The 14,962-nt window shown below is 46.2% G+C and carries 13 protein-coding genes; 7 read left to right on the forward strand and 6 right to left on the reverse strand.

Features of this window, described 5'->3' with window-relative positions; all coding sequences use genetic code 11:
- Positions 1 to 33 precede the first annotated feature (33 nt).
- Entirely contained in the window at positions 34 to 1,125 is a 1,092-nt protein-coding gene (mutY, locus tag H3V12_RS05170; protein WP_198213281.1) for an A/G-specific adenine glycosylase, read from the forward strand.
- Positions 1,126 to 1,194: 69 nt separating this feature from the next.
- Here the strand turns inward: mutY and H3V12_RS05175 are convergent, their stop codons facing one another.
- Positions 1,195 to 2,328 (reverse strand): site-specific DNA-methyltransferase, encoded by a 1,134-nt coding sequence (locus H3V12_RS05175; RefSeq protein ID WP_198213283.1) that lies wholly within the window; start codon positions 2,326 to 2,328, stop codon positions 1,195 to 1,197.
- 383 nt (positions 2,329 to 2,711) lie between these two features.
- Between H3V12_RS05175 and H3V12_RS05180 the strand changes: the two genes are divergently transcribed.
- Positions 2,712 to 3,404 carry an HAD-IA family hydrolase gene (locus H3V12_RS05180; RefSeq protein ID WP_198213285.1) on the forward strand — a complete coding sequence of 231 codons (693 nt, stop codon included), beginning with the start codon at positions 2,712 to 2,714 and terminating at the stop codon, positions 3,402 to 3,404.
- A gap of 289 nt (positions 3,405 to 3,693) precedes the next feature.
- Here the strand turns inward: H3V12_RS05180 and H3V12_RS05185 are convergent, their stop codons facing one another.
- Entirely contained in the window at positions 3,694 to 4,239 is a 546-nt protein-coding gene (locus H3V12_RS05185) for a hypothetical protein (RefSeq protein WP_075870143.1), read from the reverse strand.
- Positions 4,240 to 4,430: 191 nt separating this feature from the next.
- Here H3V12_RS05185 and thrC point away from each other — a divergent pair, with 191 nt between their 5' ends.
- From thrC to H3V12_RS05205, 4 genes are all read left to right on the forward strand, one after another.
- Positions 4,431 to 5,828: a threonine synthase gene (thrC, locus tag H3V12_RS05190; protein WP_198213287.1), complete on the forward strand. Its 1,398-nt coding sequence runs from the start codon at positions 4,431 to 4,433 to the stop codon at positions 5,826 to 5,828.
- 80 nt (positions 5,829 to 5,908) lie between these two features.
- Positions 5,909 to 7,195 (forward strand): pitrilysin family protein, encoded by a 1,287-nt coding sequence (locus tag H3V12_RS05195; protein ID WP_198213832.1) that lies wholly within the window; start codon positions 5,909 to 5,911, stop codon positions 7,193 to 7,195.
- Between the two features lie 31 nt (positions 7,196 to 7,226).
- The gene (locus H3V12_RS05200) at positions 7,227 to 7,832 is read left to right on the forward strand and encodes a GNAT family protein (protein ID WP_246787515.1); all 606 of its coding nucleotides are present in this window, start codon (positions 7,227 to 7,229) and stop codon (positions 7,830 to 7,832) included.
- A 21-nt stretch (positions 7,833 to 7,853) separates the two neighbouring features.
- Positions 7,854 to 10,724 (forward strand): EAL domain-containing protein, encoded by a 2,871-nt coding sequence (locus H3V12_RS05205; RefSeq protein ID WP_343211710.1) that lies wholly within the window; start codon positions 7,854 to 7,856, stop codon positions 10,722 to 10,724.
- A gap of 222 nt (positions 10,725 to 10,946) precedes the next feature.
- Here the strand turns inward: H3V12_RS05205 and H3V12_RS05210 are convergent, their stop codons facing one another.
- Positions 10,947 to 11,531 carry a YqgE/AlgH family protein gene (locus H3V12_RS05210; protein ID WP_198213293.1) on the reverse strand — a complete coding sequence of 195 codons (585 nt, stop codon included), beginning with the start codon at positions 11,529 to 11,531 and terminating at the stop codon, positions 10,947 to 10,949.
- Positions 11,532 to 11,647: 116 nt separating this feature from the next.
- Here H3V12_RS05210 and H3V12_RS05215 point away from each other — a divergent pair, with 116 nt between their 5' ends.
- Entirely contained in the window at positions 11,648 to 12,490 is an 843-nt protein-coding gene (locus tag H3V12_RS05215; RefSeq protein ID WP_198213295.1) for a protein-disulfide reductase DsbD domain-containing protein, read from the forward strand.
- Positions 12,491 to 12,494: 4 nt separating this feature from the next.
- On the opposite strand, the gene rnhA is transcribed toward H3V12_RS05215, so the two are convergent.
- From rnhA to ispH, 3 genes are read right to left on the reverse strand one after another with little or no spacing between them, the layout of a single operon-like run.
- Positions 12,495 to 12,929, reverse strand: a complete 435-nt coding sequence (rnhA, locus tag H3V12_RS05220; protein WP_075870149.1) for a ribonuclease HI — start codon at positions 12,927 to 12,929, stop codon at positions 12,495 to 12,497.
- 15 nt (positions 12,930 to 12,944) lie between these two features.
- Complete coding sequence (gene thrB, locus H3V12_RS05225; protein WP_198213297.1) at positions 12,945 to 13,904, reverse strand: homoserine kinase; 960 nt, start codon at positions 13,902 to 13,904, stop codon at positions 12,945 to 12,947.
- Positions 13,905 to 13,937: 33 nt separating this feature from the next.
- A complete protein-coding gene (gene ispH, locus H3V12_RS05230; RefSeq protein WP_075914831.1) occupies positions 13,938 to 14,957 on the reverse strand; it encodes a 4-hydroxy-3-methylbut-2-enyl diphosphate reductase in 1,020 nt (339 codons plus the stop codon).
- Positions 14,958 to 14,962: the final 5 nt, after the last annotated feature.

A 14,962-nucleotide genomic window follows, 5' to 3' on the forward strand; every position in this document is an offset into this window, starting at 1 on the left:
GATTTTTTTGATAAACTGTGATTGGAAAAATCCATGAATGATTTTTCAAAAAAGCTTCTTTCCTGGTATGACCGTTACCATCGAATATTGCCTTGGCGCGTGGCTCCGGCCGACTTGTTGACGGGTAAGAAAAATGATCCTTACCGGGTTTGGCTGTCGGAAGTCATGTTGCAACAAACAACTGTTGAAGCTGTAAAACCCTTCTTTGAAAAATTCGTAACAACATGGCCAACGGTTTTTTCTCTCGCAAAAGCCGAATTGGAAGATGTGCTTAAAGCTTGGGCAGGCCTCGGCTATTATTCACGGGCAAGAAATCTCAAACGCTGTGCGGAACAAGTAGTAGCCGAATATGATGGGGTTTTTCCAAAATCGTTAAAAAGCTTGAAGAGTCTGCCCGGTATTGGTGATTATACGGCAGCGGCCATTCTTTCTATCGCCTATAATGAACCTGTCGCCGTCGTTGACGGTAATGTCGAAAGGGTCGTTGCCCGCGTCTTTTCAATTGGTGAACCTTTGCCGCAAGCAAAGGTAAAAATCAGAATAAGAACGCAGGAAATAACACCTGACAAGCGTTGCGGCGACTTTGCCCAAAGCATGATGGATCTCGGCGCGTCGATTTGCACACCACGTGCCCCAAAATGCATGATATGTCCGGTTGAAAGCCTGTGCGAGGCAAAGCGCAACGGTACCCCCGAAGCCTTTCCGGTCAAACTGCCAAAGCCGCAGCGTCCCCAACGCTATGGAGTTGCCTTTGTTGCATTAAGTAAAGATGATGAGATTTATCTGGAAAAACGGCATAGTTCCGGACTACTCGGCGGAATGACGCAAATCCCCAATCACTTCAGCGAACAAAATAATTATTCTGTCGCTGATGCTCCATTTCATGCCAACTGGGTGTTGAAGGGCAAAGCCCACCACGTCTTTACCCATTTTTCGCTCACTCTTGATGTCTATTTGGCCAGAAATGTAGACAAATCAATTGCGGGCAATGGTTGGTGGTGCAAAACAAGTGAACTCCCGGGTGAAGCTCTGCCTACTGTTATGAAAAAGGCAATTGCTGCAGCCATTCCTGATAGTTTTAAAGCCAGCGGCACGAAACCAAAAAAATCAAACAGAAAAAAATAAAAGGCGGCGCAATTCATGCGCACGCCTTTTTTATGATCGGAGACTGGAGATTATCCGACCGTTCAGCTTTCAAATGCCCTGTTTTGTCATTTGTTCCCGAATAATAAGACGTAGTTCATCTATCAGAACCAGTTGACCATCTTTCTCGAAATACCAGAAGGTCCAACCGTTGCAGCTGGCGCTGTTTTGTACTTTCCGCCCCATCATATGGATAGAGCCGGCTTCACCATCAACAACCACTGTCCCGTCTGCGCGGATGATGGCTGCGTGTTTGCGTTTTTTGTCATAAAGCACAGAGCCCGGCTTCAATAATCCTGCTTCAAGCAGACTGACAAAGGCCACACGTGGTTCTGCGCGTTTTCCCGAAAGCATGACAAGCTCCGGTTTTGCAAGCGGCTCGACTGCACGAATTCTTTCCAATGCTGCATCGATATAGGATTGTTCACGCTCGATTCCTACAAAATCACGCCCTAACCGCTTGGCAACTGCCCCTGTAGTACCGGAACCGAAAAATGGGTCCAGAATAACGTCGCCGGGTTTTGTCGAAGACATGATAACGCGCGCAAGCAATGCTTCCGGCTTCTGCGTGGGATGGATTTTATGTCCGTTTTCGTCTTTCAGCCGTTCCCGGCCAGTGCAGATCGGAAACAGCCAATCGGAACGCATCTGCACGTCATCATTGGCGGCTTTCATCGCTTCATAATTAAACGTATATTTTTTGGAATTCTGGTCACGCGATGCCCAGATTAGCGTTTCATGTGCATTCTGAAAACGACGCCCCTTGAAATTGGGCATTGGATTGGCTTTACGCCAGATGATATCATTAAGCATCCAGAAGCCGAGATCCTGCAAAGCAGTACCAACTCTGAAGATATTATGATAAGAACCGATAACCCAGATCGTCCCGTTCGGTTTCAACACTCTGCGGCAAGCAAGAAGCCAGGCACGTGTGAAGGCATCATAGGCTGCAAAGCTCTCGAACTGGTCCCAATCATCATCCACAGCATCCACCAATGACTGGTCAGGGCGATGCAATGCATTTGCAAGCTGCAGGTTGTAAGGCGGGTCGGCAAAAATAACGTCTACCGATTGACTTGGAAGTTTATTGAGTGCTGCAACGCAGTCACCCTTTAAAATCTGGTTACGCCATGCTTCTTCCGGCGAAGCTTGCACGAGATCTTTTACAAGACGAACAACAGTCATTGGATACTCGACCACACATACTCAAGATACTAAATACTCCGTGACCAATCGAATCACGGCTCTGACAAGCTTAAATTGACAAAATAGGGTAAATATCGCGTTAAAGCGCACAGGTTTTTGAAATAGACCTACCCTTGCTCAAGAATTCGCAAGCGTCACGCTTGGATATAAAACCGAACAAGTGTCATTTTCAGACCAATTAATCCTTGCTCAAGGCATGATAAGCGCTTGAATTTTAGGTTTTTGTCAAATTAATGGGGCGTTTTGCCGAGTTGAAAGAACACAAAATTAAGAACAGCACAATTTTCATCAGCTATTGCCAATGACAAGTTGAAACGTCTAAAAGATTGCCAATCAATTTGATAGGATACAGGATAAAACCGATGCCGCAGATAGATCTGGTTATTTTCGATTGTGATGGTGTTCTTGTTGATTCAGAATATCTGGCGGCCCAGATTGAATCTGAATTACTGGCAATAGAAGGTTATGAAATAACACCTGAAGAACTGTCCGAACGTTATGCAGGGCTTATTTTCCTTGATATTCTTAAAGAAATTGAAAAGCAGTCGGATGTTCCGCTTTCTGTCAGCCTGATTGAAAAAGTGCCTGAACTTTTCAAAAAGCGTATGAAAGACGAATTGCTTGGAATTGACGGTGCGCGCGAAGCCGTCGAAGCTGTTGCCAAGCTTTATCCTTACTGTATCTGTTCCAATTCGAAGAGCCAAGACATAAAACATATGCTGACGATTGTTGGCCTATATGATCTCTTTGAAAACAAGATTTTTTCAGCACCGGAAGTCGGCACAGGAAAAGTGAAACCGGCACCGGATGTTTACCTTTATGCGGCAGATAAAATGCATGCAAAGCCTGAAAATACAATTGTTATTGAAGATTCCGTCCATGGTGTGCGCGGAGCGGTTAAAGCGGGTATGCGTGTTGTCGGCTTCACCGGCGGTTCCCATGCTTACCGCGGCCTTGCCGACGTTCTCACTGAAGCGGGTGCCGAAACAGTTATTGCTCGCCATACGGATTTACCTGCTGTCTTGAAAGCCATGTCCGAGTGGAAAGATATCTGAATTTATCTTGATCGGCCAATCGCATTATCTCCGGTCGCTGGCAATCAATAAAGTTCGATAACTTCGTTAGCGACATTGATCATTATTACTATCAAAATGCTGAAAATAATTGGCTTTTGCTAATCTAGAGAAATTCTGTTGCAGGATTTGTAAAGAATCCTGAACGAAAAGAGCTTACAATCTTTTTGTTGGAAATTTTTGCTAACCTTATAAAAAAGGCTCAAGAACGCTTGTTCTCAAGCCTTTTTAGTCGTTTAAGCGAAACCGGCTTACGAACAGAGGCTAAACATTATTTCTTTTGTCCTCTGTCATAGCCCACAAAAACGCGAATGTTTTTTGCTGTCGGTTTGGGAAACGATATTTGATCGTCGGAAAAAATAAACTGCGTTGCGTCAACACCATTACTGATCTCGACCGGATAATTACGTAACTTGGAATATATCACACTATCCCCTTCCATAACCGTGACGCGGATCGGAAGTGATACTGTGCCTTTTTTAAACATCGGTCCCGGTACGACGCGGCCGGAAGCTGCAACTTTCATTGAAAGTGTTGTATCTGTTGTATTGCATGTTCTTGTTACATCTCTGATGGCAGCCTGATACATGACTTTATTGGCGTCACCCTCACCACCACGCTCGTAAACATCATAAAAAGCCGTGTCATCGCGCATGAGAACAATCGGGCAATAGGCGCGCAATTGTGCTTCGGTTATTTGAGGTTCGGGCGGGACATTGTCCACTTTCTTATGAATAAAACATCCCGACAGTGTTGACGAAGCGGCAATAATAAGGCCAAAGCCCAATGAAAAACGATAAATCGACTTTTTATCCATGAAGTGGACTTTCCTAGAGTAGTAAACCTGTTCTATATCAGCGATCAATAATAGTGATTTGTTGTTTTCTCGCTTTTTCTATAATTTGGCAAGTCTGGTAAAAATAGAGGACGTTTTCAGTCCCGTAAAGGTTGTAAAATAGCGCGACATCAAACATTTTTTTCACAGTTTTAGGCCCGAGGAGTATAGAAATGAAATATATCAGTACAAGAGCCAATGCACCGGTACTCGGCTTTTGCGATACTGTCATGACGGGACTTGCACGTGATGGCGGGCTTTATCTGCCAGAAACTTATCCGCATTTTTCACCGGATTCGCTAAAAGCTTTGCGAGGAAAATCATACGCGACAATCGCCAAAACTGTTCTTTGGCCATTTATCGACGGTGAAATCGAACGCCATGATTTTGATTCTATGGTTGATGAAGCCTATCGCACATTCCGTCATCCTGCGGTTTGCCCCCTTGTCCAGACCAATACCAGTGAATTCATACTTGAACTCTTCCATGGTCGCACATTGGCGTTCAAGGATGTTGCGATGCAATTGCTTGGCCGGTTGATGGACTATATACTGAGCCGTCAGAACAAGCGTGCCACGATTATCGGAGCAACGTCGGGAGACACCGGAGGTGCTGCAATTGAAGCTTTTGCCGGACGCGAGCGCTGCGATATTTTTATTCTTTTTCCGAAAGGGCATGTTTCACCGGTCCAACAACGGCAAATGACAACAAATAACATTGCCAATGTGCATGCGCTTGCCATTGAAGGAAACTTTGACGACTGCCAGGCTTTGGTCAAAGCCATGTTCAATGATCACGCTTTTCGGGATAATACGGCTCTTTCCGGAGTCAACTCGATCAATTGGGCGCGTATCATGGCGCAAATTGTCTATTATTTTACTTCGGCAATTTCTCTTGGAGCGCCTGACCGGGCTATCTCCTTTACTGTCCCCACCGGCAATTTCGGTGACATTTTTGCAGCCTTTGTCGCTTCCCGTATGGGGCTACCCATTGCCCATCTCGTCATTGCCACCAATGATAACGACATTCTGGCACGAACACTTTCAACCGGAGTGTATCAGATCCGTTCGCTCAAACACACCACATCGCCATCTATGGATATACAAGTCTCGTCAAACTTCGAACGCCTGTTATTCGAGGCATCCGGACGCAACGCGGTTTTAATCCGCAACTCGATGGAAAGTCTTAAACAATCCGGCGAGTTTACCATTGATAAAACAGTTCTTGAAAAAATCCGTGCTCTATTTTCGGCAGGACGTTCAACCGAAACAGAAACCGCCCATATGATCGACACACTTTACAGGGAAAGCCATTATCTTGCCGATCCCCATACTGCAATAGCTGTAAAAGTTGCGCGTGAACACATGGAAGCAACCATTCCGATGGTCGTCCTTTCTACCGCTCATCCGGCAAAATTTCCGGATGCTGTCAACAAAGCTTGTGGTCAAACTCCGAAGCTTCCCCAATGGCTTGACGGGCTTATGGAAAAGCCCGAACACTATGAAACATTGAAGAACGACGAAAAAATCGTCAAGGATTATATTAGTGCAAAATCCCGCGCTTGCCATTAACCCTATTCATTTTTTCCGAAAGACAGAAAATGCACAATGTGGTTTTTTATTAAAGTTTTGAATGAAGGAGCTTTATGAGTATGGGCTTAGAAATCAGCCGGCTCGGCAATGGTTTGACGATCGTCACACATACGATGCCACAGATCGAGAGTGTTGCCCTTGGCATATGGGTAAAATCCGGCTCCCGCAATGAAAAATTTGAGGAACATGGCGTAGCCCATATGCTCGAGCATATGGCTTTCAAGGGGACAGCAAACCGCACGGCCTATGAAATTGCCGCTGAAATCGAAGATGTCGGCGGCGAAATCAATGCGGCAACGGGTGTCGAAACCACTGCCTATTACGCCCGTGTCCTGAAAAATGACATACCGCTTGCCGTTGATATTCTCGCCGACATTATCACCACGCCAAAATTCGACGAAACCGAACTTGAACGTGAAAAGCAGGTTGTCTTGCAAGAAATCGGCGCAGCCAACGACATGCCGGAAGACATTGTGTTCGACCATTTCACTGAAACCGCATTCCGTCACCAGACAATCGGAAGGCCTATTCTTGGCACAGCACAATCGGTGCGCGGTCTCACTGCCGATAATTTACGTAACTTCATGAATGAGCATTACAGTGCCGACCGCATGATTTTTGTAGCAACCGGTGCCGTCGACCATCAGTCTTTTGTCAAGGAAGTCGAGAAACGACTTGGCAATTATCGCGCCCATTCGCCGGCACCTCTTGCCGATCTCGCAAATTATGTAGGTGGCGATTTTCGCGAATACCGTAACCTCAAAGATGCCCAGGTGCTCTTAGGCTTCGAAGGGCGAGCCTACCATATACGTGATTATTATGCCTCCCAAATTCTATCCATTATTCTGGGTGGAGGAATGTCGTCGCGTCTGTTTCAGCAAGTGCGCGAAAAACGCGGACTTTGTTATTCTATTTATGCTTTTCACTGGGGATTTTCCGACATTGGCCTCTTCGGGGTCCATGCTGCATCAAGCGAAGACGGCCTGCATGACCTCATTCCCGTTATTCTGGAACAACTTTACAAAGTGAGCGAAAAGATTGATCAGAAAGAACTTGACCGTGCGCGCGAACAATATCGCGCCAGCCTCGTAATGTCGCAAGAAAGCCCTTCGAGCCGCGCCGAAACAATTGCACGACAAATGCTTCTTTATGGTCGTCCGATTCCCGCATCCGAAACATTGGAACGTCTGTCTCTTCTTACAGTCGACAGGTTGACCGATTTGGCCGAACGCTTATTTATCGATTCAAAACCCACATTGGCAGCAGTTGGAGCGATAGGACCAATTATGAGTTATGGTGATCTGGTTGCGGCTCTTTCTTCAGGAGCCGGACGGCGCCCTTATTAAGAGCAGCCAGAAAGGCAATGGCATGTTCAAAATGCCCTTCCGGCGACAGCCGCATAAACAACAGGAGAAAATCCGGCTTCCGAATTTAAAGGCGAAAGACGTTTATTTACGTTTTCCGATGATTGATGACTATAAGGAATGGGCAGCCGTGAGAACCGAAAGCCGGCCATTTCTGGAACCGTGGGAACCCCTCTGGCCAGAGGATGCACACACACTTGCCCGTTATAAAAACCATCTTGAACGTTACATTGAAGGACGCAAAAATGGCCAGTTCTTTGTCTTTTTTGTGTTTTTAAACAACAATAACAATCTTATCGGTGGAATAAGTCTCGGTAACATCAGACGGGGTGTCGTACAATCGGGCGAGATCGGCTATTGGTGTGGACAAAAATATTCCGGCCATGGATTTATGCATGAAAGTCTGGAGCTGATGGTTGATTTTGCTTTTCAACAGCTCAAATTGCATCGTCTGCAAGCTGCCACGATTCCGACAAACATACGCTCCATTTCCTTATTGGAAAAATGTGGTTTTGTTCGGGAGGGGCTGATGCGCTCCTATGTAAAAATCCATGGCGAATGGCAAGATCACTACCTTTATTCTTTGTTGGAAACGGAAAGAACAACGAAGTCAATTTGAAAGTGAGGCGTTGTGAAGACAATAGGCAAAACCATTGGCATTTTTATATTCTGGACATTGGGCTTGATCACCTTGTGCCAGACAGCATTGTCTATTGAACCGGTCAAAATATCTTCACAGGATACAGCACTTGATCTCTCGCGTGCAGTCGAAATTCACCACATAAAAGGAAACACTTTCCAAACATCGACAGCGGCCGGTCCTGATGGAATTGTGCGGCGTATCGAAATGCAAGGAAATGGCGATCATGCAGAAAGCGACTGGGCAGTTTTTGCTATTGCCAACCCGACAGACGACCAGATTGACAGACTGATTGTCACCCCACATTATCGTATGGCGGGTTCGGGATTGATTTGGCCCGATCTCGGCTCTGTACGCATACAATCTATCACGCCATCGGAAGGTTTTGCGCTTGACCGCCAATCAAGTGCGGATTCAGATGTTTTCCGTATTACAATCAATCCCGGTGCAGTCGTTACTCTTGTTGCGGAGCTTGGTTCACCGAAATTGCCGCAAGTCTATCTCTGGGAACCCGAAGCCTATAAGGATACCATCAATTCCTACACGCTCTATCACGGCATATTGCTCGGCATTTCCGGTCTTCTTGCACTTCTCTTAAGTGTTCTGTTTGTCGTACGCGGAACGGGACTTTTTCCGGCCACTGCAGCGGTGGCTTGGTCGGTGCTTGCCTATATCGGTATCGATTTCAATTTTCTCAATAAATTGTTCGTCATTTCTGCCGAAACCGAACCGATCTGGCGCGCGGCAACAGAAGTGGCACTTGCAGCATCGCTTTTCATTTTTCTTTTTACCTATCTCAACCTCAATCGCTGGCATTACCATTTCAGCTATGGTGCAGCAGCATGGATTATCGCTCTTTGTGCCCTTGGTGCCTTCGCAATTTATGACCCGACGCGTGCTGCAGGCATTGCACGGCTTTCCTTTGGTCTTACCGCTCTTCTCGGCGTTGTGCTCATAGGCTATCTTTCCATTCGCGGTTATGACCGTGCTATTATGCTGATCCCGACATGGCTACTCATTATCTTCTGGCTATGTGGGGCATATGTGTGTGTAACCGGAAAACTTGATAACGATATTGTTCAACCCGCACTAGCAGGCGGTCTGGTTCTCATTGTTCTGCTCATTGCTTTCACGGTTATGCAACATGCTTTTTCAGGCGGCGCATTCCACCAAGGGATATTTTCCGACCTTGAACGGCAAGCTCTTGCCGTTATGGGGGCTGGCGATATCGTGTGGGACTGGGATGTGCGCCGTGACCGTGTGGTCATCAATCCCGATCTTTCTCTCTACCTCGGATCCACAGCCGGTGAATTGAATGGAACCATCCGCAATTGGGTTGATGCTTTACACAGCGACGATCGCGATCGTTTCCGTGCCATACTTGATATGATCCTCGACACACGTAAGGGGCGCATTGATCAGACACTGAGACTCCGTTCCGGTGACGGACATTATTACTGGTTTTCACTCAGAGCACGACCGGTCATAGGTTCGGACGGGGAAATTGTGCGGATCGTTGGCACCCTCGTCAATGTAACCGACCACAAAAAAGCCGAAGAGCGATTGTTGCAAGATTCTGTCCATGACAATCTGACAGGTCTTCCGAACCAACAGCTCTTTCTTGATCACTTACAAACTTTTGTAAATCTTGCTGTCGCTGGCCGTCCTGTAAGACCGACCGTATTCGTTATCGATTTTGATGGCTTCCGTAACATCAATTATCAATTCGGTATGTCTGTCGGCGATACATTTCTGTTAACAATTGCCCGTAGGCTTGGACGTCTTATTACGCCCGAAGACACACTTTCGCGTCTTTCGACTGACCGTTTTGCCATTGTGCTCACCAGTCAGACCGACCCAGCAAAAATCGCAGCATTTGCCGACCAGTTACAAAGAACAGTTGCCGCACCAATTCTGTTTTCCGAACGCGAAGTCAAACTTTCCGCTTCAATTGGCCTCATCACATGGACTGAAGGCAATTCGAATGCCGAAGATATGCTGAGTGATGCGGAACTTGCAATGATTCACGCCAAAAAATCAGGCGGTAATAAAATCGAACCGTTCCGCCCGAATTTCCGCACATTAGGGCTTGAGCGCAACAGCATGGGCAATGACATTCGTTATGCCCTGCAACGCAATGAAATCAAGGTTCTCTATCACCCTGTTCTCGACCTCAATGACGGACAAATCGTCGGATTCGAAGCTTTGATGGAATGGCACCATCCGCGTCATGGTAACCTTTCTGCCGTTGATTTCATCCATACAGCCGAAAGCGAACACGTGGTTATGGATCTCGCCCGGTTTGCAATGAAAACCGTCGTCGAAGATCTCACCCATATTCAGGACCGTTTCCCGAAGCAGTCATTTTTCGTGTCTGTCAACATACCGAGTGCGGAAATGGTTCATCAGGAGTTGATTAACGAGCTTAAAGCAATTCTGATGCGCAATCCTATTAACAAGGGGCGCCTGATGATGGAGATGTCTGAATCAATCCTGATCGAAAACCCCGAACAATCTTCCAATTTGTTAGAAAAAATCAAGGCCCTCGGCATCGGCCTTGCGCTTGATAATTTCGGAACCGGCTATTCTTCGCTTGCCTTTCTACTAGGATATCCGTTCGATATGATCAAACTTGACCGTTCGCTTCTGGAGGTCAATAGCTCGAAAAAACGGCTGGTATTGAAATCGATCATTACACTCGCACATGACCTCGACCTCAAAGTAATTGCCGAAGGCGTCGAGAAAGAAAATGAAGCTGTTATGCTGCGCGAAGAAGGCTGTGAATTTGTTCAAAGCAATGTTTTCACCGAACCTGTCGGTGTCGAGGATCTGATTACACTCGTCATGAAACATCCGAAAGCCGCAGTTTAAAAAATTATCAAATGGATATCCGGTCTTTTCGCTTTCGGAAAGCGCCAATAACAACGTTTGTTGCTTGAATAACGCTTACGCTTTTTGAGCGAATGAAACGTCGTCCCAAAGGAAAATGCAATAAATCGGGCGAAAACCGCTCTTATACGCTTAGACTACAGTTTCGCTGAAGCCAAGATAATGGATAAAAAAGGTATAAACGATTGAAGTGGCGCGCTTTTTTCACGCGTGACCGGCTTGACCAACAAGAAATGTCGGATCAATGCCCATTTTCTTCAGGCTTTGTTCATATTGATGGTCAAAATCCTGAGCAAATAGAAAATCGGCATCAACGGGGCTTGTCAGCCAGCCATTTGCTGCGATTTCGGCTTCGAGTTGCCCGCCTGTCCAGCCAGCATAGCCGAGCGCAATTATGGCGTGCTGTGGCCCTTTTCCGACGCTCATTGCCTTCAAGACATCGGTTGTTGAAGTAAGACAAATATCTCTGGTAACAGGTATCGTCGTCCGGCAGGCATAATCATCGGTATGTAGGACAAAACCGCGCGAACGATCAACCGGTCCGCCATTTCTCACAGGAAAAAGCTTTATCGGCTCGGGCAGATGGATGGCTTGGGCAGCATTGATTATCCCAAGTTGCAACAGCAAATCCGGAAACTTCAAATCCTGACGCCGGTTCAGCATGATGCCCATTGCGCCCTCGTCCGAGTGGGCACAGATATAGATAACCGCGTGTGCAAAACGTTCATCCCCCATGCCGGGCATTGCTATAAGCAGATGACCATTCAAAAAGCCGTCGCGTTTTTTCATTGTGCTAATTTTATCCATAATTTAAAAGTAATCGTGTATTGATGAGTTGCAAGGAAAAAGTGAATTTTTTCGTCAAAAGTCTTAAACAAAATGATGTTTTAACGGAAGCCGAAACAGTGTACCAGTTTTTTAAGCTCAAAGCCGTTTTGATTTTCCTTGTGCTTGCATGTTTTTTCGGCTTTGGCCAAACGTTAGTCGTTGCCCAGACGCCCGCATTTACGAAAACAAATGACACTTCAACGCTATTGGCAACGCCATGGCATGAGTTCGAGGGGGGACGGGTGCGCCTCGCATTACAGCCTGTTGCCGAAAAGGAGCGTCTGCGAGGTGTTATAGAAGTCAACCTGAAGCCGGATTGGAAAACCTATTGGAAAAATCCCGGAAATTCGGGTATGGCGCCTTCTTTCGATTTTTCTCCCCCTTCAAGCTACGAGATTATGTATCCTGTACCTCATCTATTCAAAGATGGCAGTGATTGGTCGATCGGCTATAAAAACAGCGTTCTATTGCCTTTTACGGTTGAAAAATCCGACAATGGCGAAAGCTTGAAAGGTCAACTTACAATCGGCTTATGTAAAGAAATATGTATGCCTCTTGATATCCCGTTCGACTTTTCCGACGGGAATGCCAATATCGCTCTTTCAAGCTCGCTTCTTACAATGGCGGAAGAAAAATTACCTGAAAAGGCTCAGGAAAATATTGTTATTCACGCCAGTAACGACGAAAAAATGCTTAACATTACGATTACCCATCAAGATGAAGAAAACATATCAGCGCTTTATCTTGACGGAAAGACAGATGAAATAGGTCCGGCTGAAATTATCAAAAATAGCCGGAATGAAACTGTTTTTGCGGCACCGATTATTACAAAAAACAGCAAAGGTCCTTTGACTATTTCTTATATTGCCGAAGCAAAACCCATATCTTTCACCGGAATATTGACGTCACAAAGCAAATAAATCGTTAGCGGTTTTCATCAACGCCTTTACGGGCAAGTTCGTCACAGCGTTCGTTTTCGGGATGACCGGCGTGTCCTTTGACCCAATGCCAATTCACGTTATGGCGTGTGCGAGCCAAATCAAGTTTTTGCCAAAGGTCGGCATTTTTGACAGGCTTTCTCGCAGACGTTTTCCAGTCTTTCGCCTTCCAGCCATCAATCCAGCTTGAAATGCCATCCCTCACGTAAACAGAGTCAGTATAAAGATCAACGTTACACGGTTCTTTCAAGGCATCGAGCGCATTGATTGCTGCCGTCAACTCCATACGATTATTGGTAGTGTCGGGTTCACCGCCGTAAAGTTCTTTGGTGACCCCGTTCCAACGCAATAGCACCCCCCAACCTCCCGGCCCGGGATTGCCGGAACAAGCGCCATCAGTAAATATTTCGACCTGTTTCAAGGAACCGTCCGCAATTTAGAGCCCGATTTCAGATGGTTTAATGACGTCTCTGAAAAAATTCAATTTTCGCCAATATTCCAGAGGATCCTTTTTCACAACCAGACTGTTTGAAGGTGTGTTGAACCAATCATAAAGGCGGGTGAGGAAAAATCTGATCGCTGCCCCACGGGCGAGAACCAGTATATTATCAATCTCATTTTGTTGAAGCGGACGAATAGCACAATAGGCTTTGAGCATCGCCTCGCTTTTCGTCACATTATAAGAATAATCCCGTTCAAAGCACCATGCATTGAGGGCGATGACAAGATCATAGCTAAGCATATCTGTGCATGCAAAATAGAAATCTATGATGCCTGACATATGATCGTTCAGGAAAAAAACATTGTCATTGAAGAAATCGGCATGGATAACACCTTGCGGCAGATCATGTGGCCAATTGCTTTCCAGATAATCGAGTTCCTTGTCAATTTCCTTGACGAGGCCGGATGCCAATTCTTCTGCACGTCCGCGGCTTAAATTCCATAAAGGTCTCCAGGCGTCGATCGACAGGCTGTTTTTCCGTTTAAGAGGAAAGTCGAGACCTGCAAGATGCATTTTTGCCATGCCTTTGCCGACTTCACGGCAATGTTCGACATTCGGCTTTCTGAGCCAAACCCCTTCAAGGAAAGAAACAATTGTAGCGGGCCTACCCACAAGCTCGCCAATCATTTTTCCATCTTTGCGTTTGATGGGTTGGGGACACGAAATTCCCTTAAGTGCCAGATGGTTCATCAATTCAAGATAAAATGGCAAATCCTTTTTATTGACGCGCTTTTCAAACAAGGTGAGGATGAAACGTCCTGCTTCTGTATGGAGCATGAAGTTCGAGTTCTCGACACCTTCGGCAATACCTCTATACGATTGTAATGCGCCGATAGAATAATCGGTCAAAAAGCTTGTTAATTCATCTTCGTTGATATCGGTATAAACAGCCATTATTTGCCCCACACGAGCAAGCTCATGTTTTCTTCACTTGTCTTTATCGGGAATACCCTTGCCGTTAACAAATTCCATATCTTCCGGCGTCAACACAACTTCCCGCAATTCCCTGTTGACCAAAAAGGTTTCATTTTCAACCGCAGTCTCGGCAATTTCTATAGTCACATCATAACGTTTTCTGAATGCCGCAATAATTTCATCAACAATTATTTCCGGTGCAGACGCACCAGCGGAAAGGCTCACCGTGTGAACGTCATTCAAATGGGCAAAATCTATTTCCGCCGCACGTTGAACAAGCAATGACTTTTTGGCACCAAAGCGCTCGGCAACTTCGACCAAACGACGGGAATTCGATGAATTCGGAGCACCAACAATCAAAAACAGATCACTGCCCGGAGCCGCTGCTCTCACTGCTTCCTGACGATTGGTCGTTGCATAACAAATCGACTCGGCAGCCGGTGGCTCGATATCGGGAAACCGGCGTTTCAATACCTCGATGATTTCTGCTGTGTCTTCAACAGACAAAGTCGTCTGGCTGACAAACCCCAATTTTTGACCGGGCAATGGCTGGTAATTTTCAGCATCCTCGACGTTTTCAATCAAACTTACTGTACCGGCGTCTACCTGCCCCATTGTTCCGATAACTTCGGGATGACCGGAATGGCCAATCAGAATGACATGACGCCCGTTGCGCTGATGACGCATAGCCTGTTTATGAACTTTTGACACTAACGGACAAGTTGCATCAAGATAAAACAGATTTTGCAAGCGCGCTTCTTCCGGCACCGATTTTGGAACACCGTGCGCTGAAAAAATCACCGGTTGGTTGTGGTGTTCGTCCGGTATCTCGTCAAGTTCCTCGACAAAAATTGCACCACGTGCCTGTAGCCCTTCAACCACATAGCGGTTATGGACGATCTCGTGGCGCACATAGACGGGCGCACCATATTTTTTCAATGCAAGAATGACAATCTGTATCGCCCTGTCGACTCCGGCGCAAAAACCGCGCGGCCCGCAAAGGCGAATTGTTAATGGAGGTTTTGATGTCATAATCT

Source organism: Bartonella sp. W8167 (assembly GCF_016100335.1).
Lineage (GTDB): Bacteria > Pseudomonadota > Alphaproteobacteria > Rhizobiales > Rhizobiaceae > Bartonella > Bartonella apis.